The organism is Alkalithermobacter thermoalcaliphilus JW-YL-7 = DSM 7308 (assembly GCA_001584565.1).
Classification (GTDB): domain Bacteria; phylum Bacillota; class Clostridia; order Peptostreptococcales; family Peptostreptococcaceae; genus Alkalithermobacter; species Alkalithermobacter thermoalcaliphilus.
The window spans coordinates 392,701-415,293 of record LSFY01000001.1 but is presented as its reverse complement, the minus strand read 5'-3'; the positions used below and the strand labels follow the sequence as shown (position 1 = coordinate 415,293).

Sequence of the window (22,593 nt, the reverse complement as noted above, 5' to 3'; positions counted from 1 at the left end):
ACTGCATAGCATTTTTGGTCAAGTCCTCGACCTATTAGTACTCATAAGCTAAACACATTACTGCGCTTACACCTTGAGCCTATCAACCAAGTAGTCTTCTTGGGGTCTTACCTTAAAAAGTGGGAAATCTTATCTTGAGGGTGGCTTCGCGCTTAGATGCTTTCAGCGCTTATCCAGTCCATACATAGCTACCCAGCTGTGCCACTGGCGTGACAACTGGTGCACCAGAGGTATGTCCATCCCGGTCCTCTCGTACTAAGGACAGCTCCTCTCAAATTTCCTACGCCTGCGACGGATAGGGACCGAACTGTCTCACGACGTTCTGAACCCAGCTCGCGTACCACTTTAATGGGCGAACAGCCCAACCCTTGGGACCTACTACAGCCCCAGGATGTGATGAGCCGACATCGAGGTGCCAAACCTCCCCGTCGATGTGGACTCTTGGGGGAGATCAGCCTGTTATCCCCAGGGTAGCTTTTATCCGTTGAGCGATGGCCCTTCCACTCGGTACCACCGGATCACTAAGCCCGACTTTCGTCCTTGCTCGACCTGTATGTCTTGCAATCAAGCTCCCTTTTGCCTTTACACTCTATGCACGATTTCCGACCGTGCTGAGGGAACCTTTGGGCGCCTCCGTTACTTTTTAGGAGGCGACCGCCCCAGTCAAACTGCCCACCTGACAGTGTCCCAAGACCGGATTCACGGCCTGTGGTTAGAATCCCAATACTACAAGGGTGGTATCCCAAGGATGGCTCCACCGAAACTGGCGTCCCGGCTTCTTGGCCTCCCACCTATCCTGTACATGTAGTATCAAGATCCAATGTCAAGCTACAGTAAAGCTCCATGGGGTCTTTCCGTCCTGTCGCAGGTATCCAGCATCTTCACTGGAATTACAATTTCACCGAGTCCCTTGTTGAGACAGTGCCCAAATCGTTACGCCTTTCGTGCGGGTCGGAACTTACCCGACAAGGAATTTCGCTACCTTAGGACCGTTATAGTTACGGCCGCCGTTTACTGGGGCTTAAGTTCAGTGCTTCGCAAAAGCTAACACATCCCCTTAACCTTCCAGCACCGGGCAGGCGTCAGCCCCTATACATCATCTTTCGATTTAGCAGAGACCTGTGTTTTTGGTAAACAGTCGCTTGGGCCTATTCTCTGCGGCCTCCTCGGGCATACACCCTAACGAGGCACCCCTTCTCCCGAAGTTACGGGGTCATTTTGCCGAGTTCCTTAACAAGGGTTCTCTCGCTGGCCTTAGGATTCTCTCCTCACCTACCTGTGTCGGTTTGCGGTACGGGCACCTCTTACCTCGGTAGAGACTTTTCTTGGCAGCATGAAATCAGCTACTTCGCTACTTAAATTCGCTCCCCATCACACCTTAGGATATGTTAAGACGGATTTGCCTATCTTAACTCCCTTGATGCTTGGACCTACGCGACCAGCGGTAGGATAGCCTATCCTTCTGCGTCATCCCATCCCTCAAACGGTAATTGGTGGTACAGGAATCTCAACCTGTTGTCCATCGCCTACGCCAATTGGCCTCGGCTTAGGTCCCGACTAACCCTGAGCGGACGAACCTTCCTCAGGAAACCTTAGGTTTTCGGCCCGTGGGATTCTCACCCACGTCTCGCTACTCATGCCAACATTCTCTCTTCTCTAAAGTCCACTAATCCTTACGGTTTAGCTTCAGCCCTTAGAGAATGCTCCCCTACCCATCCTTACGGATGCCGTAGCTTCGGTGATGAGTTTTAGCCCCGGTAATTTTCGGCGCAGGATCACTCGACCAGTGAGCTATTACGCACTCTTTAAATGAATGGCTGCTTCTAAGCCAACATCCTGGTTGTCTGTGCAATCCCACATCCTTTTCCACTTAACTCATACTTAGGGACCTTAGCTGACGGTCTGGGCTGTTTCCCTCTTGACTATGAATCTTATCACCCATAGTCTGACTCCCGAGCAAAAGAATAAGGCATTCGGAGTTTGATAGTCTTCGGTAACCCAAAGGGCCCCTAGGACAGTCAGTGCTCTACCTCCTTTTCTCTAAGCTCGAGGCTAGCCCTAAAGCTATTTCGGGGAGAACCAGCTATCTCCAAGCTCGATTGGAATTTCACCGCTACCCACAGCTCATCCCCGCACTTTTCAACGTGCGTGGGTTCGGACCTCCACGAAATTTTACTTTCGCTTCATCCTGTCCATGGGTAGGTCGCCTGGTTTCGGGTCTACGGCAAGTAACTAAAACGCCCATTTAAGACTCGCTTTCGCTGCGGCTCCAGACCTTAAGTCCTTAACCTTGCTACTTACCGTAACTCGTTGGCCCGTTCTACAAAAAGTACGCGGTCACACTAAAAATGTGCTTCCACAGCTTGTAGGCACAGGGTTTCAGGTTCTATTTCACTCCCCTCCCGGGGTTCTTTTCACCTTTCCCTCACGGTACTATGCGCTATCGGTCACCAAGTAGTATTTAGCCTTGGGGGGTGGTCCCCCCTGCTTCCCACAGGGTTTCACGTGTCCCGTGGTACTCTGGAGTATGCTCAAAAGGTTTCGTGTTTAATCTACAGGACTGTTACCTTCTGTGGTGGGCCTTTCCAGACCTCTTCGACTACACTACTAACTTTCTAAAGAGCATATCCGCAACCCCTACAAAGCGAAGCTTTATAGGTTTGGGCTAATCCCCTTTCGCTCGCCGCTACTTAGGGAATCGAATTTTCTTTCTCTTCCTCAGGGTACTTAGATGTTTCAGTTCCCCTGGTTCCCCTCCTTAGACTATGTATTCATCTAAGGATACCTAGACATTACTCTAGGTGGGTTTCCCCATTCGGAAATCTCCGGATCAAAGGTTGCTTGCACCTCCCCGAAGCTTATCGCAGCTTACCACGTCCTTCATCGGCTCTTGGTGCCAAGGCATCCGCCCTGCGCCCTTAATAACTTGACCAGCTATAATGCTATGCAATTTTCAAAGTGCTAAAGCACTTTAACTAAGTGCTAATTGGTGGAGATGAGGAGGATCGAACTCCTGACCCCCTGCGTGCAAGGCAGGTGCTCTCCCAGCTGAGCTACATCCCCACGTTTTCAGCAATGAACGCTGAAAACTAAACAGCAGGTAAAACTCCTTAGAAAGGAGGTGATCCAGCCGCACCTTCCGATACGGCTACCTTGTTACGACTTCACCCCAGTCATCGATTTCACCTTCGGCAGCCCCCTCCTTGCGGTTAGGTAGCTGACTTCGGGTGCCCCCGACTCCCATGGTGTGACGGGCGGTGTGTACAAGACCCGGGAACGTATTCACCGCGGCATTCTGATCCGCGATTACTAGCAACTCCAGCTTCATGCAGGCGAGTTTCAGCCTGCAATCCGAACTGAGACCAGCTTTAAGGGATTAGCTCAGCCTCACGACCTTGCAGCCCTCTGTACTGGCCATTGTAGCACGTGTGTAGCCCTAGGCATAAGGGGCATGATGATTTGACGTCATCCCCACCTTCCTCCGAGTTATCCTCGGCAGTCCCTTTAGAGTGCCCAACTTAATGCTGGCAACTAAAAGTAAGGGTTGCGCTCGTTGCGGGACTTAACCCAACATCTCACGACACGAGCTGACGACAACCATGCACCACCTGTCACCTCAGTCCCCGAAGGGAAGGCTCCGATTAAGGAGCTGCCTAAGGGATGTCAAGCCTAGGTAAGGTTCTTCGCGTTGCTTCGAATTAAACCACATGCTCCGCTGCTTGTGCGGGTCCCCGTCAATTCCTTTGAGTTTCACTCTTGCGAGCGTACTCCCCAGGCGGAGTGCTTAATGCGTTAACTACGGCACCGAGAGGGGTAACTCCCGACACCTAGCACTCATCGTTTACGGCGTGGACTACCAGGGTATCTAATCCTGTTTGCTCCCCACGCTTTCGTGCCTCAGCGTCAGTTGCAGTCCAGAGAGCCGCCTTCGCAACTGGTGTTCCTCCCAATATCTACGCATTTCACCGCTACACTGGGAATTCCACTCTCCTCTCCTGCACTCAAGCCCAACAGTTTCAAAGGCTTACTACGGTTGAGCCGTAGCCTTTCACCTCTGACTTGAAGGGCCGCCTACGCACCCTTTACGCCCAGTAATTCCGGATAACGCTAGCCCCCTACGTATTACCGCGGCTGCTGGCACGTAGTTAGCCGGGGCTTCCTCCTTGAGTACCGTCAGAATTCTTCCTCAAGGACAGAACTTTACGACCCGAAGGCCTTCATCGTTCACGCGGCGTTGCTGCATCAGGCTTTCGCCCATTGTGCAATATTCCCCACTGCTGCCTCCCGTAGGAGTCTGGACCGTGTCTCAGTTCCAGTGTGGCCGATCACCCTCTCAGGTCGGCTACCCATCGTCGCCTTGGTAGGCCGTTACCCCACCAACTAGCTAATGGGACGCGGGCCCATCCTGTACCGCAAAAGCTTTGATCAAAAGAAGATGCCTTCCTTTGATATCATCTTGTATTAGCACACCTTTCGGTGTGTTATCCAAGTGTACAGGGCAGGTTACCCACGCGTTACTCACCCGTCCGCCGCTGAGGCAATACTTAACATTCAATACTCATCATGTGTTATGCTTTATTTTGCGTAAAGCTCGCTATCGCGTGCTTGACGCGGCTAGCTGATAATCTTTTTAGATAAATACTCAATGTTAAGTATTGCCTCCGCTCGACTTGCATGTGTTAGGCACGCCGCCAGCGTTCATCCTGAGCCAGGATCAAACTCTCAAATATAACTTTTATATTTAGTAACTGGCTTAATTACCTGCTGTTTAATTTTCAAAGTTCATTTTCGTTTGTCTTAGCGACAAGTAATAATATATCATCTTTTCAAATGTGAGTCAACACTTTTTTTATTGTTATTTTTTGGAGCGGGTGAAGGGGATCGAACCCTCGCAGCCGGCTTGGAAGGCCGGAACTCTACCACTGAGCTACACCCGCATATTCTCTTGTGTCTGGCACGTGTAATAATATATCATGAAGTTTAAGAAGTGTCAATATATTTTTTTGCAAAAAGAAAGCTTTTTGCAATTTCAAAAAGCTTTCTTTGATTAAAGTCTCAAGGGCGTCTTAAATCTCCTTCGTTTGCTTGGTTTAACTTATATTTTTTTCTTTCTTTAATTCATCTATCAATGATAATACCACTTGGTTTGCATCTGCAACTATACCAACATCAGCTACTTCAAATATAGGAGCATCTGGATTATTATTTATAGCAACTATAAATTCTGACTCTTCCATACCTACAATATGTTGTATAGCTCCTGATATTCCACATGCTATATAAAGATTAGGTCTTACAGTTTTACCGGTTTGCCCTACTTGATTATTTTTTTCTATCCATCCAGCATCTACTACAGCACGTGATCCTGATACCGTTCCCGAAAGAAGCTTTGCAAGTTCACTTAATTTATGTAAGTTCTCTTTTTTTCCTATTCCTCTTCCCGCTGATACTAATACATTAGCATCTTCTATATTTATCTTATTTTTTTCTTCTTTTACTACACTTAATATTTCTACATCTATATCTTCTTTTTCTATAGAAATATCAATTTTTTCTATAATCCCACTTCTTGTTTCATCTTTTTCTGGTTTCTTCATAACTCCAGGTCTTACGGTTGACATTTGAGGTCTGTGGTCAGGACATATTATTGTAGCCATTATATTACCACCAAATGCAGGTCTTGTCATTAATATATTTGTTGTATTTTCTTCTACATCTATACTTGTACAGTCTGCTGTAAGACCAGTTCTTACTCTAGCTGCAATCCTCGGAGCTAAATCTCTTCCTATAGCTGTAGCCCCTATCAAAAATACATTTGGCTTTCTATCATTTACTAAATTTGAAAGCACCTTTGTATATGGTTTTGTCATATATATGTCTAATTTTTCATTTTCAACTACTATAACATGATCTGCTCCATAATGTATTAATTCTTCAGCTTTATTTTCTACATTATAACCAACTAATACCGCTGTAAGTTTTTCTCCTAATTTATCTGCTATTTCTCTTCCTTTTCCTAATAATTCAATTCCTACTTTATGTATATTACAATCTCTTTGCTCTATAAATACCCAAACTCCACTATAATCTGAAATTTTCAAGTTTATCCCCCCACAAAATCATATTATATATTTTTCTTTTAGCTTCTCTATAATTATTTTTGCCCCTTCTTTTGGAGTAACCTCAAATACCTTTCCTGCTGTTTTTGCTCCCTTTGTAAATGATTTTTTAACTTTAGTAGGAGATCCTTTAAGTCCTACATTTTCGATATCCACGTCGATATCTTTAAAATTCCAAACTTCAACTTCTTTTTCTCTATATGCATCAAATATGCCTCTTACAGACATATATCTTGGTGTATTCATTTCTTTTAATGTAGTTATAAGACAAGGCATTTTTACCTTTATTAGATGATATCTATCTTCAAATACTCTCTTAAGTATTAGATGATCATCTTCTTTTTTTAGATTTTCTACATAACTTACATGAGGTAAGTTTAGGTGCTCTGCTATTTGAGGTCCAACTTGAGCTGTATCTCCATCTATAGCCTGTCTTCCTGCTATTATTAAATCATAATCAAGTTCTTTTAACGCTCCTGCTAATGTAGATGATGTTGCCCACGTATCAGCTCCTGCAAATAATTTATCTGTAAGTAAAATTGCTCTATCAGCTCCCATAGCTAAAGCCTCTCTTAAGGCTGCTTCTGCTTGCAATGGGCCCATACTTATTACAGTAACATGTGCTCCAAATTCATCTTTAAGTCTTAAAGCAGCTTCTAGACCACTTTTATCATCAGGATTTATTATGCTAGGAACTCCATCCCTTATTAATGTTCCTGTCTTTGGATCTAATCTAACTTCTGTAGTATCCGGAACTTGCTTTATACAAACTACTATATTCATAAAAAACCCCCCTAGTATTTTTCTATTTTAATATGTGAGATGCTATTACCATCTTTTGAACTTCAGAAGTTCCTTCGTATATCTCTGTAATTTTTGCATCTCTCATCATCCTTTCAACAGGATACTCTCTAGTATATCCGTAACCTCCATGTAACTGTACAGCCTTTGTTGTAATTTCCATAGCTACTTCAGATGCAAACAATTTTGCCATTGCAGCTTCTTTTGAATAAGGCAATTTTTTATCTTTATTTATAGCAGCTTTATATACTAAAAGTCTTGCTGCGTCTACTTTAGTTTGCATATCAGCTAGTTGAAATTGTGTATTTTGAAAATCTGCAATTCTTCTTCCAAACTGTCTTCTTTCTTTTACGTATTTTATAGTTTCATCTATTGCCCCTTGAGCTATACCAAGCGCTTGTGCAGCTATTCCAATTCTTCCTCCGTCCAACGTTTTCATTGCTATTTTAAATCCTTGACCCTCTTTTCCTAATAAGTTTTCCTTAGGTATTTTGCAGTTTTCAAATATAAGCTCACAGGTTGACGATCCTCTAATACCAAGTTTTAATTCTTTTTTTCCTATTGTAAATCCAGGAGTATCTGCTTCAACAATAAAAGCTGATATTCCTTTAGTTCCTTTACCTTTATCTGTCATAGCCATTACTATGTAAATTTGAGCGTATCCTGCATTTGTTATAAATATTTTAGATCCATTTAATACATAATGATCTCCTTCTAAAACTGCAGTTGTTTGTTGAGCTGATGCGTCTGTTCCTGCGTTAGGCTCAGTCAATCCGAATGCTCCTATTTTTTCTCCTTTAACTAATGGAACTAGATATTTTTGCTTTTGCTCTTGTGTTCCGAATTCATATATAGGATTTGCACATAAAGATGTGTGAGCTGAAACTATAACCCCTGTAGTTGCACATACTTTTGATAACTCCTCAACAGCCATTACATAAGCTAGATTGTCCCCACCTTGACCATCATATTCTTTAGGAAAAGGTATCCCTAAAAAGCCATATTTAGAAAGTTTTTTTACAGTTTCAACAGGAAACATTTCTTTTTCATCAACTTCACTAGCATATGGCTTGACTTCATTTTTTGCAAATTCTTCATACATATTTTTAAGCATTAAATGTTCTTTTGAAAAGCAAAAATCCATTCTATCTCCCCCAAATTTTTAACATATAATATTTATACTTCAGTAAATTGTATGCTTGTACTTTTGAGTTAATTACAAAAAAATAAAGTCCCTAAAAGTTAGGAACTTTATTTGATCTATTATGCACTTATTTTTTGTTTTGCTGTTTCTACTAATTGCTTGAATCCTTCTGGATCGTTTATAGCCATTTCTGCTAACATTTTTCTATTTATATTAATTCCAGCTAATTTTAATCCATTTATGAATCTAGAATAAGATAAACCATTCATTCTAGCTCCAGCGTTTATTCTTTGTATCCAAAGTTTTCTGAAATCTCTCTTTTTAAGCTTTCTACCTACATAAGCATGTCTTAAAGCTTTCATTACAAATTCATTAGCTGGTCTAAATAATTTACTTCTTGCTCCTCTAAAACCTTTTGCAAGTTTTAATATTTTTTTATGTTTTTTACGAGCATTAACTGCTTTTTTTACTCTTGCCATTGTTGTAACCTCCTTTTTCTATACAATTATTATATATATGGTAGTAACGTAGCTATTCTTCTAGCATCTCCTGCACTTACTAATCCTGACTTTCTAAGGTTCATTTTTGTCTTAGCAGTCTTCTTAGTTAGTATGTGTCTTCTGAATGCTTTACTTCTTTTTAGTTTACCAGTAGCTGTAGCTTTAAATCTCTTAGCTGCTCCTTTATGTGTTTTCATTTTTGGCATATTAATTTCCTCCTCTCAGATATTGTTACTTCTTTGGATCTAATATTACAACTATATTATTTCCTTCAAATCTAGGTGCTTTATCTGCTACACCAGCATCTTTAACCATTTCTAAAAATCTATTTACAACTTGAAACCCTATGTCTTTATGTCCTAGCTCTCTTCCTCTGAATCTAACTTCTACTTTTACCTTATCTCCTTTTGACAAGAATTTGATAGCCTGATTTGCCTTAGTAGTTAAATCGTGTTCTTCTATAACAGGTCTTAATCTTATTTCTTTAACTGTTATAGTTTTTTGTTTTTTCTTAGACTCTTTTTCTCTCTTTGCTTGTTCATATTTGTATTTTCCAAAATCCATTATCTTACAAACAGGCGGATTTGCATTAGGAGATATTTTTACTAAGTCTAGATTCTTCTCATTTGCAATCATTTGAGCTTCTCTAGCTGACATTATTCCAAGTTGTTCTCCAGTATATAGTATTACTCTTACTTCTTTATCTCTTATTTGTTCATTTATTTGTACTTCTTTAATAACAACGCACCTCCAGTGATACGAAAAAATAAAAGCGGACAGCACAAGCTATCCGCTAAAATAAGCACACTTTAACTAAGAACATCGATCTTGAACTTAGCTATTAACCTTACAACTTTGTCGCAAGGTGAGAAGCGGATAACTTCTACTTGATTTCACATGAACTTAGTATATCATTTTATTTTTTTTGTGTCAATATTTTTTTAAACTGGAAATGGAAAAATTATTAACTAATATTTATCATAATAAGGGAAAAAATAAAGACATAATACAAATAAACCATCTAAAGAGGTGCATACAATGAAAGCTTTCAAAAACCTTATAAAAAGGTTCAAAATACCTGTATTTGCGTTTAATCAAAGTAAAATGGAAAAAGATTCTACTAGCGAAGATGCTTCTTTTACAAAGCCAAAGACTACATTTCAAGATGTAGCTGGGCTTGATGAAGTAAAAGAAGAACTAGTTGAAGTAGTAGATTTTATCAAAAACCCTGATAAGTATAGAAAAATGGGAGCTAAAGTTCCAAAGGGTATTTTATTTTACGGTCCTCCTGGAACAGGAAAGACTCTTCTTGCTGCATCTGTAGCAGGAGAAAGCAATTCAGCTTTTTTTAACACAACTGGTTCAGAATTTGTAGAAAAATACGTAGGCGTAGGTGCAAAACGAGTTAGAACTTTATTTGAAAAAGCAAGAAAAGAAGCTCCCAGTATTATATTTATAGATGAAATAGATGCAATAGGAGCTAAGAGACATTTAGAAAGTAATAACGAAAAAGATCAGACATTAAATCAACTTCTTGTTGAAATGGATGGTTTTAATAAAGATTCTAATGTAATAATAATCGGTGCAACTAACAGACTAGATCTATTAGACGAGGCTCTTACTAGACCAGGTAGATTTGATAGACATATATATATAGGTAATCCAAATTATTCTACAAGATATGAAATACTAAAGGTTCATACTAAAGATAAACCTTTATCTTCTGAAGTTGATTTAGAAGAAATTGCTCGAAAAACACATGGTCTTAGCGGTGCCCACCTTGCAAATATAGCAAATGAATCTGCAATAATTGCAGTAAGAGAAGGATGCTCACAAATAAATAAAGTTCACTTTGATAAAGCTATTGAAAGAATAGTGGCAGGACTTGAAAGTAAAAACAGTAAATTAATAGAAAAGGAAAAACGAATAGTTTCTTACCACGAAGCCGGTCATGCTTTAGTTAGTAATACATTAAATACAGATCCTATTCAAAAAATATCTATAATTCCTCGTGGTCAAGCTTTAGGGTATGTACTTCAGCTTCCTGATGAAGATAGATATATATATACAAAAGAAGATTTGATGAACAAAATAAAAGTTTTATTTGGTGGAAAAGCAGCTGAAGATTTAATATTTAACCACACTTCTACTGGTGCTAAAGATGATCTTAATAAAATAACTCAAATAGCTACTCAAATGGTTTGCGAATATGGAATGAGCTCTTTAGGAAATATGACTATAGACTCTAATTTCAAAGCTTTTATGATTGATAAAATTCAAAAAGAAATAAACTCAATAATGAACCAGTGTTATGATGAAGTTGTTCAAATTTTAAAAGACCAAATCGAAGAACTTCATATGGTATCTAATTACTTATATGAACACGAAACATTAACAAATGATGATTTATGCAAAATACTAAAAAGAGCCTTAAGTTAAGGCTCTTTTATTACATTGTTCTATCTTTATATTCTTTAACAACATTTTGTATAAATTCATCTGCTTTTACAGATCCTATTTCTCCCTTATCTCTAGAACGAACTGAAACTTCATTATTTTCTACTTCTTTTTCTCCTATTATCAACATATATGGAACTTTTTCAAGTTGAGCTTCTCTTATTTTATATCCTATTTTTTCTGATCTATCATCAAGCTCTACTCTTATTCCCTTTTCAAACAATTTATCTTTTAACTGTTTTGCATAATCTATATATTTATCTGAAATAGGTAAAATCTTAACCTGAACAGGAGATAGCCATAATGGGAATTTACCTGCAAAGTGCTCTATTAAAATACCTATAAATCTTTCAATACTTCCAAATGCAACCCTATGTATCATTACAGGTCTATGTTTTTCTCCATCTTTACCGATATAAGTTAAGTCAAATTTTTGTGGCAATTGCATATCTAGCTGGATAGTTCCACATTGCCATGTTCTTCCTAGACAATCTTGTAAATGAAAATCTATTTTCGGTCCATAAAACGCTCCATCACCTTCATTTAATTTATAAGGAAGGTTTAGTTCTTCTAAAGCTTCTTTTAATCCATTTTCTGCTCTTTCCCATTCTTCATCTGTTCCCATTGAATCTTCTGGTCTTGTTGAAAGTTCTACATGATATTTAAATCCAAAAGTTTTATAAATTTCATCTATTAATTTAGCTACTCCCTTTATTTCATCTTTAATTTGTTCTGGAGTCATGAATATATGTGCATCGTCTTGAGTAAATGATCTAACTCTCATAAGCCCATGTAATGCCCCTGAAAGTTCATGTCTGTGAACTCTTCCAAGTTCTGCTACTCTCATTGGTAAATCTCTGTATGAGTGCATTTGTGTTTTATAAACTAACATTCCACCTGGACAGTTCATAGGTTTTATAGCAAAATCTTCTTCATCTATTTTTAAAGCATACATATTTTCTCTATAATGATACCAGTGACCTGAAGTTTCCCAAAGTTGTCTATTTAATATAATAGGAGTTTCTATTTCTACATAGTTTGCTTTTGTATGAATTTCTCTCCAAAACTTTAAAAGCTCATTTTTAAGAGCCATTCCTTTTGGTAAGAAAAACGGGAATCCTGGCCCCTCATCCATTATAGTAAATAGCCCTAATTCTTTACCTAGTTTTCTATGATCTCTTTTTTTAGCTTCTTCTAGCATATTCAGATATTCTTCTAACTCTTTATTTTTTTCAAATGATATTCCATAAATTCTTTGTAGCATTTTATTTTTCTCATCTCCACGCCAATAAGCTCCTGCTACACTTAAAAGCTTTATAGCTTTTACCTTTTTAGTTGACGGTAAATGTGGCCCTCTACAAAGGTCTACAAACTCGCCTTGTTTATAAAAAGATATTACTTGACCGTCTTCAAGATCATTTATAAGCTCTACTTTATAATCTTCATTTTTATCTTTCATAAATTTTATAGCTTCATCTTTTACCATTTCAAATCTTTCTATTTCTAGATCTTCTTTAACGATTTTTTTCATTTCAGATTCTATCTTTTCTAAATCCTCTGATGTTATTCTGTAATCTAAGTCTATATCATAGTAGAATCCATTTTCTATAGCAGGCCCTATTGCAAGCTTTGCATCTTTATATAGTCTTTTAATAGCCTGAGCTAGAATATGGGCTGATGTATGCCAAAATACTTCTTTACCTTCCTTATCATCAAACTTTAAAAGATTTAAACTTGAGTCTTCATTTAATACATATCCTAAATCTACAGTCTCACCATTTACCTGAGCTGCAACAATACTTCTTGCTAACCCTTCACTTATACCTTTTGCTACTTCAAAAACAGATAGTCCTTTTTCTACTTGTCTTACAAAACCATCTTTAAGAGTTATATTTATTTTCTCCATAACAATTCCCTCCTTCTTAAATACAAAAAACCCTCGTCCAAATATTTGGGACGAGAGTTTCATTCGCGGTTCCACCCAAGTTGGCAAATATTGCCCACTCTTAGACTGTAAGGTAGTCATCCGAAAACCTTTCTTCTTTATTAGAATACTCAGCTTCTGCTCCAAGGTAGTTTTCAGTTAGTCATATATAAAAGTGCTTTCAGCCTAAGGCACTTTCTCTCTGGATATTGGGGCTAACTTACTCTTCCTTATCATCGCATAATATATATTTTTATAGAATTATATATTCTGAAAATTAAATTGTCAAGCTATCATTTTATATATATATTATTATTATTCCTTGTATTATTCCTATAAACAATCCAAGAATAGCTCCTAAAATTTCTATGTGTTTTAATTCTTTTCGAGCTATTTGTAATATTATTTCTTCTAATTTCTCTAAATCAAACTCATTTATTTTATCTTCTACCATTTTAGCAATTTTTATTCTAGAAGATGCTTTATTTATTAATTCTTCTCCTAAATTTGTTATCATTTTTTCTGCTTCTTCCTCTATAACCTTATCTATATAGTCTGTTATCATAACTTTAAATGTAGAAGGAATAAATGGTGGCATTTTTTCATCTACAACTTGCAGTATTTTTTGTTTTATAATTTTAACTAGCCTTTTTTTATCATCACCTTGTATTATTTTATCCATTATTTCCTCAACAGATAATAGCTCTTTTTCTACTACATTTCCTATTGTATATGCTATTTCTTTTCTTCTCTTTGGAATTAATCCAACTATCTTAAAGTTTATTATAGGAATTTTTACGGGATTAAGCGGTCTGAATATAAGTTTTATAGCAAGAATATTAGTTATCCATCCTATCAAAGCTCCTATGACTCCTAAAAACAGTATTCGATGCATTTTCTTCCTCCTAACTGCCATAATATAATCCATAAAAAAGATTATCATATATATTTATCTAAAATCAATATCAAAAAAGAAAAAGGCCCAACAGCCTTTAATGCTCATAATTTATTTTAACTTTTTCATCAAAAATAGCTTGTATTAATTCTGTAATTTCTCTTGAAAAATTATTGTTTAACTTGTCATATATTAATATTTCTCTTGGACATATAGTTATAAGAGTACTTATAAGAAAATCTTCGTAGTTCATATTTTCTCTTAATGCCAGTTGCATTATATCATCTACATAAATACTTTTAAAAGGTCTATCGTATTTATCACAAAGTTTGAAATTTCCGTGCTCTTCTATGTATATCTTCAAAACTTCTTCTTTTTCATCTTGTATCTGAACAAAATATCTTAAAAGCTGAATAAATTCTTTGTAATCCTTGTCTATCAAATACTTTTCTAATCCCTTATCACTTATTTCTATCATGTAATCTATAAAATCTCTTAACCTAAATCTTAAAAAACCATTTATATTCATATAATCATTTGCAGATAAATAATCTTGTATTCTATCAAACACTATTTTCTTTATTATTTCTTCTTTTTCAGAAAATATTTGTAAACAATAATTATATATATTATTTATTTCATCTAAATATATATCTTTATAACTTTGTTCTACAACTTTCCTTAAAAGTTTATTTTTTATAGTACCCATTATCATATCTGTAAGCTGATGTGCTACAGCTTTTTTACAGATATCTTTTTTTCCGTCTTCAACCATTATATCTACCTGTATAAAGTCATCATTTTTAAAAACCCTCTTTTCAAGGCCATAGTAATTTATATTTTCTATATTAAAATCTTTATAATCACCTATAACGCCAAGCGAAATATATTCCAAGTATGTCACTCCTTTCTAGTCAAGATAAACAATTCTTAATTAAATTTATTATTTCTTTTTTAATTTCTTTTAATTCAATATTTATATAAACAAAGTTTTCCTTTAGAAAATTTAGATAAAAAAACTGGCTTGTTTGCATAACATGCAAACAAGCCAGTTTTTTTATCTTTCTCCTTTTTCGTAAGGAAGTCCATTTGCAGCTGGACCATTTGAATTTCCTACAAAAGCTATAAGAACTATTAGTGTTATTATATAAGGAACCATAGATAATATATTTTCGGATATTTCAAGTCCTATATCTGGTCCTCCTAAAAATACAACAAGACCTGTAGATGCACCAAATAATAATGATGCTAACATCGCTCCTTGAGGCTTCCACTTACCAAATATAACTGCAGCCAATGCTATAAATCCTTGACCTGAAATTAAAGTAGGTCTAAATGTTGAAACTATAGCAATACTTATAGATGCTCCACCTAATCCAGCAAGTACTCCTGATAATATTACACATAAATATTTTATTTTATATACATTTATACCTAGTGTATCTGCAGCTCTTGGATGTTCTCCAACAGCTCTTATTCTTATTCCAAGTTTTGTTTTATATAATATAAACCAAGTAAGTGCAACTAATAAAAAAGCTATATAAACTGTTGCATATGTGTTTAAAGTTATATCAAGAAAGCTTCCTTGATCAAATATTCCATTTAGTGGTCTTGGCATTTTATTATTTAATGATATTGCAGGAGTCATAGTAGATCCATCAAATAATTCTCTACATATAAACAATGCAAGTCCTGGTGCTAAAAAGTTTATAGCTATTCCAGATACAACATGGTCAGCATTAAATGTTACAGTAGCAATAGCGTGTATTAACCCAAATAAACCACCAGCTATTCCTGCAACTAAAAATGCAATCCAAGGATCTCCTGTTATTACTGCTGTTGCAGCTCCTGCAAATGCACCTATAGTCATCATTCCCTCAAGACCTATATTTACAACTCCAGCACTTTCTGAGAATATTCCTCCCAAAGAAGCAAATATAAGGGGAGTTGAATACATAAGTGTTGTACTTATTATAAGAGCTATATTTTTAAGCATTAGCTTTTCCCCCCTTCACTTTATCTACTAATATCTTAACTAGTCTACTAGCTGCTATAAAATAAATAATAGACCCTATTACTATATTTATGATTTCAGTAGGTGCTCCTATTGTTTGAAGTCTACTTCCTCCATACTTTAATCCACCAAATAGCAACGCTCCTAAAACAACACCTAAAGGAGTATTGTTACCTATTAAAGATACAGCTATTCCATCAAATCCATATCCTTCCATAGCAGCTAATATCGTTACTCTTCTTGTTACTCCCATTACATGCATAGCACCTGCAGCTCCTGCTAAAAGTCCCGCTATAGCCATAGAAGTTATCATAGATTTATTTACATTTATTCCTGCATACTCTGCAGCATATTTATTAAATCCAACAGCTCTAAGTTCAAAACCTAAAACAGTCTTATATAATATATAAGCTATCAAAACTACCAAAATTAAAGATATTACAATTCCCCAGTTTACTCTAGTAGCTGGTCCTACTATATTTCTTAGCCAATCTATATTTATCATTGCAGTATCCTGAATATCATAAGAAGCCTCACTGTTTGGCTTTCTAAATCCTTCTAGCATTACTACATAGTTTTGAAAATAAAGAGCTATCCAGTTAAGCATTATAGTTGATATAACTTCATTAACACCAAATCTCGCTTTAAAAAAACCTGCTATAACAGCCCACAATGCTCCTGCTAAACAACCACTTATTAGTGTTAACGGAATATGTATGATAGCAGGAAGTTTTACAAAATATCCAACTAAAGCCGCACTTAAAGCTCCTACTATAAATTGACCTTCAGCACCTATGTTAAAAAGACCAGTTCTAAAGGCAAAAGCCACTGATAATCCTGTTAAAATTAAAGGAGTAGCTCTAATTATTGTCCATGCTATATATCTTACTTCTCCAAATATGCCATTTATCATAACCGCATATCCTTCGAAAGGATTAAATCCTGCTAAAGATAAAACTATTCCACCAACTATAAATCCTAAAAATATAGAAACTATTGTATATATAAATTTATCGCTGAATATTTTTTTACTTTTCACCTTCAGCACCTCCTGCCATCATAAGCCCTAATACATTCTCATCTGCTTCTTTAGCATCTACTATTCCTACTATTTTTCCTTCATATATAACAGCTATTCTATCCGATACACTCATAACTTCATCTAACTCTAATGATACCAAAAGTACTGCTTTTCCTTTATTTCTCTGCTCAACTAATGATTTATGAACAAATTCAATCGCTCCAACATCAAGCCCTCTAGTAGGTTGAGTTGCTATTAAAAGATCTGGATCATTAGTTACTTCTCTTGCAATTATTATCTTTTGTTGATTTCCTCCAGATAAAGCTCTTGCTTTTAATGTTTCATCATTAGGTCTTACATCAAATTTTTCGATAAGCTCTTTTGCAAATTTACTTATATTTTCTTCTAAAAGTCTAAATCCCTTAGAAAATTGAGGTTTAGCATAATTTTCTAAAATCATGTTCTCTGCTACTGTAAAATCTAAAACTAATCCTCTTTTTTGCCTATCTTCTGGTATATTACAAATTCCTGATTCAAATATTTCTCTTGGAGTTTTGTTAGTTACTTCTTTTCCATTTATATAAACACTTCCGCTTTCAGCTTGTCTAAGACCTGTTAAAACCTCAACAAGTTCTGATTGTCCATTACCATCAATCCCAGCAATCCCCAGAATTTCTCCTTTTCTAACTTCTAAAGATAGACCATCTAAAACATTTATTCCTCTATTATCCTTTGCAACTAAACTATCTACTCTTAAAACAACATCTGAAGGAATCATAGGTTTTTTATCAACTTTAAAACTTACTTCTCTACCAACCATCATAGATGCAAGTTCATCTTCTGTTGTTTTTGATACATCTACTGTATCTATATATTTTCCTCTTCTTATTACTGTACAAAAGTCTGCTGCTTCTTTAATCTCTTTTAATTTATGTGTTATTAATATTATAGATTTTCCTTCATTTGTAAGGTTTCTCATTATTTGAATTAATTCTTTTATTTCTTGAGGCGTAAGCACAGCTGTAGGTTCATCTAATATTAGTATCTCAGCGCCCCTATATAAGGCTTTTAATATTTCTACTCTTTGTTGCATACCAACAGAAATATCTTCTACCTTAGCTAGTGGGTCTACATATAAACTATATTTTTTAGATATTTCTCTTACATCTTCGATGGCTTTTTGCATATCTATTACGTTAAGCCCCTTTGTAGGTTCCATTCCTAATATTATATTTTCAGCTACGGTAAACGGAGGTATTAACATAAAATGTTGGTGTACCATTCCTATACCATGTGCGATAGCTACATTAGGATTGTCTATATTAACCTTTTTTCCATATATGTATATATCACCCGATGTCTGCTTGTAAAGACCGTAAAGTATATTCATAAGAGTTGACTTACCCGCTCCATTTTCTCCTAAAAGAGCGTGAACTTCCCCTTTGTGAACTGTTAAGTTTATATTATCATTAGCTACAAAGTTTCCAAATTTTTTAGTTATATTGACCATCTCTACCGCTTTTTGAGTAAAATCTATGCTATTTCGAGTCAAAATCCATACCTCCTTGTCTAAGAGCATATTGTCTAAACTGTATTGATTGATTTAATTTTCCAAATATTTAGCTTTTTAAAAACTTTTATTATTTGTAACCTTTATTATTATTTTTCATTTTACCTTCATAATATTCATGGTATATAATAAATAACTAAAGCCTAGAGCTATGCTCTAAGCTTTATAAATTACATTTTATCTAGTTCTTCTTGAGATGATGGAACTTTAAATTCTCCATTTATTATTCTTTGTTTTTCTTGCTCAACAAAATCTAGTATCTCTTTAGGTACATTTTTGCTAGTTGTTGGAGCTATATCAACTCCACCTTCTTTTAATCCGTAAACTATAGTTCTTCCACCTTCAAATTTTCCCTGTGATAATTCTTTACTTACCTCATATATAGCATTGTCTACTCTTTTCATAGCTGAAGTAATTACATTATCAGGCGCTAAATCATTTTGATCTCTATCTACTCCTATAGCAAACTTACCTTCTTCTTTAGCAGCTTCAATCATACCTGTTCCTGTATCTCCTGCAGCATGGAATATTATATCTACTCCACGTTGATACATTTGTTTTGCAATAGCCTTTCCTTTTGCTGGGTCATCAAATGCATTAGCAAACTGAACTTCAACAGTAGCGTCTGGATTTGCTTGTTTTACTCCTGCTATAAATCCATATTGGAATCTATTTATAACAGGAACATCCATTCCTCCTATAAATCCTATTTTATTAGTTTGTGTCATTTTTCCTGCTATAAGACCAACTAAATAAGATGCTTCTTCTTCTTTGAAAATAACTCCTATTACATTTTCTGGAGTATTTTCGTAAGCATAATCTATTATAGCAAATTTATTATCAGGATAATGTCCAGCTGCTTCTTGTATAGCATCTCCCATTTTAAATCCTACACCCCATATTAAATCTGCATTTTGATCTACTAATATTTCTATATTTGGAGCGTAGTCAGCCTCTTGATGAGATTCTTGGTATGATACCTTTATACCAAAATCTTTTTCTGCTCTTTGAAGTCCTTCCCAAGCTGATTGGTTAAAAGATTGGTCATTAACTCCTCCTACATCTGTTACCATACTAACCTTTAGACCAGATTTATCTCCTCCTGTTGGAGCCTGTTTTGGAGCACAAGCTGTAAGTGATCCTAAAAGTAAAGTTGATGCAACAAACATCGATAAAAGCTTTCTTTTCATTCTTTCCCCTCCTATTTTTATCCTGGTTCAATTTTTCCATCCTAAACATTACATTTTCTACATAAAAATCGATAATCCTTCATTTTTTTCAAAATTTTTCGTAATATCTGATTTATATTTACATAATAACCAATTTTCTATTTAATATTATTAAATATTAATTTAAATAAAGTCTTTCCTTTTTAAAGGAAAGACTTTATTTTTTAGCACTGCTCACTTTCTTGACAAGAATACCCTTCTTTATTTAATGTTTGTATAGCTTGTTTGTATTTGTCTTCACTTACAAGAACTATAGGTCCTGTACAACCCATTCCACTTTCTGCATATATTCCATTTTTCCATAAAGTTTTAACTGCATCTTCTAATTCCATTATATCTATTCCAGATATAGAAGCTGTAACTACTTCTTTTTGTGGAATAACTACTGTATCTTCACTTTTACTTTTAGCTTCTTTTTTAAACGAGCTTAAAATTTCATCTAACTTAGCATTTTTAGCTTTATTAAATTCTTCTTTAGCTATTTTATTTATATTTCCATTGACTATATCGAACGCATACTTTATAGCATTAGCAACTACTACAGCTCCTGATGCTCTTGATAGTATTAATATATTTCTATCGTAATCAAATCCAACTCCAGGACCATATCCGTATCCTAATGCTTCATAGTCTCCACCAGTACTATAAGATGAAAATATTTTCATCAATAAATTTCCAGTTAATGTATCAGTTACCATAACATCCGGGGTTCCTGTCAGAAGGTCATTTCCTCTCATTATACATCCGCCATCAGATCTTATAGATTCTGTAAAATTAATTTTATATCCGTTTGAATCTAATTCTTTTAGAGCTTTCTCAACTTGCCTTGCACCGTCTAGGTTTAATATTCCTACTGTTGGATTTTTTATTCCTATAGATTTTGCTACTATTATTCCATAAATAGCATTTTTTATCATAGCTTCTACTCTATGTGCTGAAGACGTACCTGTTGTTGTAGCTATTATCATTTCTTTTCCTTTTCCAGGAGTTACTACCCTACCAACAGTAGAAACACCTATTGGAAAATTGTAATGCATAGTAACGCAAGCACTTATATATCCACTATCTAGTAATTCCTCCATTTTTTTATGCATTTCTTCTTCAGTATTTGCTTCAAAAACTTCTAATTCTGTATCTACTTTTGGACCTATTAATACTATATCATATTGATTTGACATACTTTTAGCTATGTGTGCTCCATTAACTAAATTTTCTACTCCATGTTCACTTCCTAAAGTTGTAAGACCTATTTTTATCTTTTTTCCAAAATTACCACTTTCTATCGAATTAGCTATTTTAAGAAAGGCATCGGATAATATCTTTTTTAGATTGTTATTTTGAGTCACATCTCTCACCCCTATTCTGATAATAAGTGTGACGCTAATTTTTTCATAGCCTCTGCAATCATCTTTTTGATTTCATCTTGCGAAATGCTTTCTTCTTCTACTTTTCCAGTGTTTCTTTCCATAACAAAAGATACTCCATCAAATAAATTAGTCATACGAGCTAAGAATAAACTTCCCTTTCCTACTATCATAGCTTTATTTAGATTTCCTGTTGTTAAATCATCTATAGCAAATCCTATATAAGGAACTCCAGAAGGAATATGCCCTTGTGTCGGTGCCCATCCTGGAAGACCATGTTTATTTACAAAGCTTGTGATATCACTTCTTTGAAGTTCTCCTCTTTTTACTCCAAGAGCTGCTATCATCTTATAGTTAGCTTCTGGAACATCTCCTGCTCCTGCAGGCTTAGTTACATCTGGATTTTGCATTTCAACAGAATATATATCTACATCTGTTATTTTAAGGCCACCCTTATCAAGAGGAGTTGTTATTAAAGAAGTTATAACAGCTTGAGGAGAAGATCCTGTTCCTACAGTATGTCTTCCCACTAAATCTGTTCTTATAATTGGATGTATTCCATCATTTTTTGTAATAAGTACAGCAAAACCTCCTAAAACGTCTTCTAAAACAGGTATTCCTTTCTTTATATGATCCTTAGCATTCATACCAAGTTTTGCTGTAGCTCCACCACCTACTACGATTATATTTTCATAAACACCAGCTTTAACTAATGCTGATGCTTTTATAAGAGCATGAGCAGGTCCTGCACAGAATCCTCTTGTATCTGATCCTGTTGCATTATTAAGTCCTATGGTTTCTGCTATAGCCTTTGCAAAGTTTCCTCCACCTCTTTGATTCATATCTCCACATGCTTCTTCTGAACACTCAATTACATAGTCTATAGAAAGTGTATCTATATTGTGGTTAGAAAGCAGATGTTTAACAGCTAAAACTCCAGATGCTTTAACTACTAGGTTTTCAAATATTACATGTGCATTTAAGTTTGGATCTACTTCATGAGCTCTTTTTACACAACCTACCAATTTTCCAAGATGATATAACGGCTCAGCATGTTGCTCATTTATAAGTTTTTGTATAAACTCTAAGTCTTCTCCATCTTTTATTTTGCTTAAATCTACATCACTTATTAGTTTATGATTTGATAGTTTATCCTTAACTTCTTGTGAAAATTCTTTTGTAAGTTTAACTAAATCAAATGCATCAGATATTTTCATAAGTCCTATAAATTCATCTTGAGGCATTATCTCTCCAAACTTACCGTATCTTTTTTGTTCTGCTTTTTTGTCATACCACGGCATTTCAAAATTTTTAAGTTCTTCTGGTCTTAAATTGCCTATATAAACTTGGTTTGGAGGATAAGAAACTACCTGTTCATATTTTCTTAAATTATCATTTATTTGTTTTAAAAATTCTGACTCTGGATTTGCTTTTCTTTCTAAAGTACAAGTTGTTCCATTATGTAATATCATATCTGGAGCATGAACTAAAACATAACTACTAGCTTTAGCAACAGCAAAAGACATATTAGCACCCCCACAAATTAATATAAATT

16 protein-coding genes, 2 tRNA genes, 2 rRNA genes and 2 other annotated features are annotated in these 22,593 nt (G+C 35.5%); of the genes, 1 reads left to right on the top strand and 19 read right to left on the bottom strand.

The annotated features are described in order from the left end of the window. Positions 1 to 14: 14 nt before the first annotated feature. From JWYL7_RS02235 to infC, 10 genes are all read right to left on the bottom strand, one after another. A 23S ribosomal RNA gene (locus JWYL7_RS02235) occupies positions 15 to 2,932 on the bottom strand. A 55-nt stretch (positions 2,933 to 2,987) separates the two neighbouring features. Then, positions 2,988 to 3,063: transfer RNA gene (locus JWYL7_RS02230), tRNA-Ala, on the bottom strand. Positions 3,064 to 3,114: 51 nt separating this feature from the next. Then, positions 3,115 to 4,730 (bottom strand): 16S ribosomal RNA (locus tag JWYL7_RS02225). Together the 16S and 23S rRNA genes with 2 tRNA genes alongside form the textbook arrangement of a ribosomal RNA operon. A 133-nt stretch (positions 4,731 to 4,863) precedes the next feature. Then, positions 4,864 to 4,937 (bottom strand) — tRNA-Gly (locus JWYL7_RS02220). Between the two features lie 153 nt (positions 4,938 to 5,090). Then, positions 5,091 to 6,101 carry an electron transfer flavoprotein subunit alpha/FixB family protein gene (locus JWYL7_RS02215; protein ID WP_066068293.1) on the bottom strand — a complete coding sequence of 337 codons (1,011 nt, stop codon included), beginning with the start codon at positions 6,099 to 6,101 and terminating at the stop codon, positions 5,091 to 5,093. A gap of 18 nt (positions 6,102 to 6,119) precedes the next feature. Beyond that, the gene (locus JWYL7_RS02210) at positions 6,120 to 6,902 is read right to left on the bottom strand and encodes an electron transfer flavoprotein subunit beta/FixA family protein (RefSeq protein ID WP_066068289.1); all 783 of its coding nucleotides are present in this window, start codon (positions 6,900 to 6,902) and stop codon (positions 6,120 to 6,122) included. A gap of 22 nt (positions 6,903 to 6,924) precedes the next feature. Next, positions 6,925 to 8,064, bottom strand: a complete 1,140-nt coding sequence (locus JWYL7_RS02205) for an acyl-CoA dehydrogenase (protein ID WP_066068286.1) — start codon at positions 8,062 to 8,064, stop codon at positions 6,925 to 6,927. A 119-nt stretch (positions 8,065 to 8,183) separates the two neighbouring features. Further along, a complete protein-coding gene (rplT, locus tag JWYL7_RS02200) occupies positions 8,184 to 8,543 on the bottom strand; it encodes a 50S ribosomal protein L20 (RefSeq protein ID WP_066068283.1) in 360 nt (119 codons plus the stop codon). Positions 8,544 to 8,572: 29 nt separating this feature from the next. After that, positions 8,573 to 8,770, bottom strand: a complete 198-nt coding sequence (gene rpmI / locus JWYL7_RS02195) for a 50S ribosomal protein L35 (protein ID WP_066068280.1) — start codon at positions 8,768 to 8,770, stop codon at positions 8,573 to 8,575. 25 nt (positions 8,771 to 8,795) lie between these two features. Beyond that, complete coding sequence (infC, locus tag JWYL7_RS02190) at positions 8,796 to 9,347, bottom strand: translation initiation factor IF-3 (RefSeq protein WP_334292119.1); 552 nt, start codon at positions 9,345 to 9,347, stop codon at positions 8,796 to 8,798. After that, positions 9,323 to 9,459, bottom strand: a sequence feature (ribosomal protein L20 leader region). Its footprint overlaps the gene before it by 25 nt. Positions 9,460 to 9,602: 143 nt before the next feature. Between infC and ftsH the strand changes: the two genes are divergently transcribed. Beyond that, positions 9,603 to 11,003 (top strand): ATP-dependent zinc metalloprotease FtsH, encoded by a 1,401-nt coding sequence (gene ftsH, locus JWYL7_RS02185; RefSeq protein WP_066068277.1) that lies wholly within the window; start codon positions 9,603 to 9,605, stop codon positions 11,001 to 11,003. A gap of 10 nt (positions 11,004 to 11,013) precedes the next feature. On the opposite strand, the gene thrS is transcribed toward ftsH, so the two are convergent. The 9 genes from thrS to grdC form a co-directional block, all read right to left on the bottom strand. Beyond that, a complete protein-coding gene (thrS, locus tag JWYL7_RS02180) occupies positions 11,014 to 12,927 on the bottom strand; it encodes a threonine--tRNA ligase (RefSeq protein WP_066068273.1) in 1,914 nt (637 codons plus the stop codon). 43 nt (positions 12,928 to 12,970) lie between these two features. Continuing rightward, positions 12,971 to 13,191 (bottom strand) — a binding site (T-box leader). 52 nt (positions 13,192 to 13,243) lie between these two features. Beyond that, entirely contained in the window at positions 13,244 to 13,840 is a 597-nt protein-coding gene (locus tag JWYL7_RS02175; protein WP_149683729.1) for a DUF445 domain-containing protein, read from the bottom strand. Between the two features lie 97 nt (positions 13,841 to 13,937). After that, positions 13,938 to 14,735, bottom strand: a complete 798-nt coding sequence (ytxC, locus tag JWYL7_RS02170) for a putative sporulation protein YtxC (protein ID WP_066068270.1) — start codon at positions 14,733 to 14,735, stop codon at positions 13,938 to 13,940. Between the two features lie 162 nt (positions 14,736 to 14,897). Beyond that, entirely contained in the window at positions 14,898 to 15,836 is a 939-nt protein-coding gene (locus JWYL7_RS02165) for an ABC transporter permease (protein ID WP_066068267.1), read from the bottom strand. Next, a complete protein-coding gene (locus JWYL7_RS02160; RefSeq protein ID WP_072280153.1) occupies positions 15,829 to 16,893 on the bottom strand; it encodes an ABC transporter permease in 1,065 nt (354 codons plus the stop codon). The genes JWYL7_RS02165 and JWYL7_RS02160 overlap by 8 nt, the downstream gene beginning before the upstream one ends. Beyond that, positions 16,883 to 18,385 carry an ABC transporter ATP-binding protein gene (locus JWYL7_RS02155; RefSeq protein WP_416386120.1) on the bottom strand — a complete coding sequence of 501 codons (1,503 nt, stop codon included), beginning with the start codon at positions 18,383 to 18,385 and terminating at the stop codon, positions 16,883 to 16,885. The genes JWYL7_RS02160 and JWYL7_RS02155 overlap by 11 nt, the downstream gene beginning before the upstream one ends. A 230-nt stretch (positions 18,386 to 18,615) precedes the next feature. Beyond that, positions 18,616 to 19,635, bottom strand: coding sequence for a BMP family lipoprotein (locus JWYL7_RS02150; protein WP_066068261.1), 1,020 nt, complete (start codon positions 19,633 to 19,635; stop codon positions 18,616 to 18,618). A gap of 203 nt (positions 19,636 to 19,838) precedes the next feature. Then, positions 19,839 to 21,020, bottom strand: a complete 1,182-nt coding sequence (gene grdD, locus JWYL7_RS02145) for a glycine/sarcosine/betaine reductase complex component C subunit alpha (RefSeq protein WP_066068258.1) — start codon at positions 21,018 to 21,020, stop codon at positions 19,839 to 19,841. A gap of 11 nt (positions 21,021 to 21,031) precedes the next feature. Beyond that, a complete protein-coding gene (gene grdC, locus JWYL7_RS02140; protein WP_066068256.1) occupies positions 21,032 to 22,564 on the bottom strand; it encodes a glycine/sarcosine/betaine reductase complex component C subunit beta in 1,533 nt (510 codons plus the stop codon). Positions 22,565 to 22,593 lie beyond the last annotated feature (29 nt).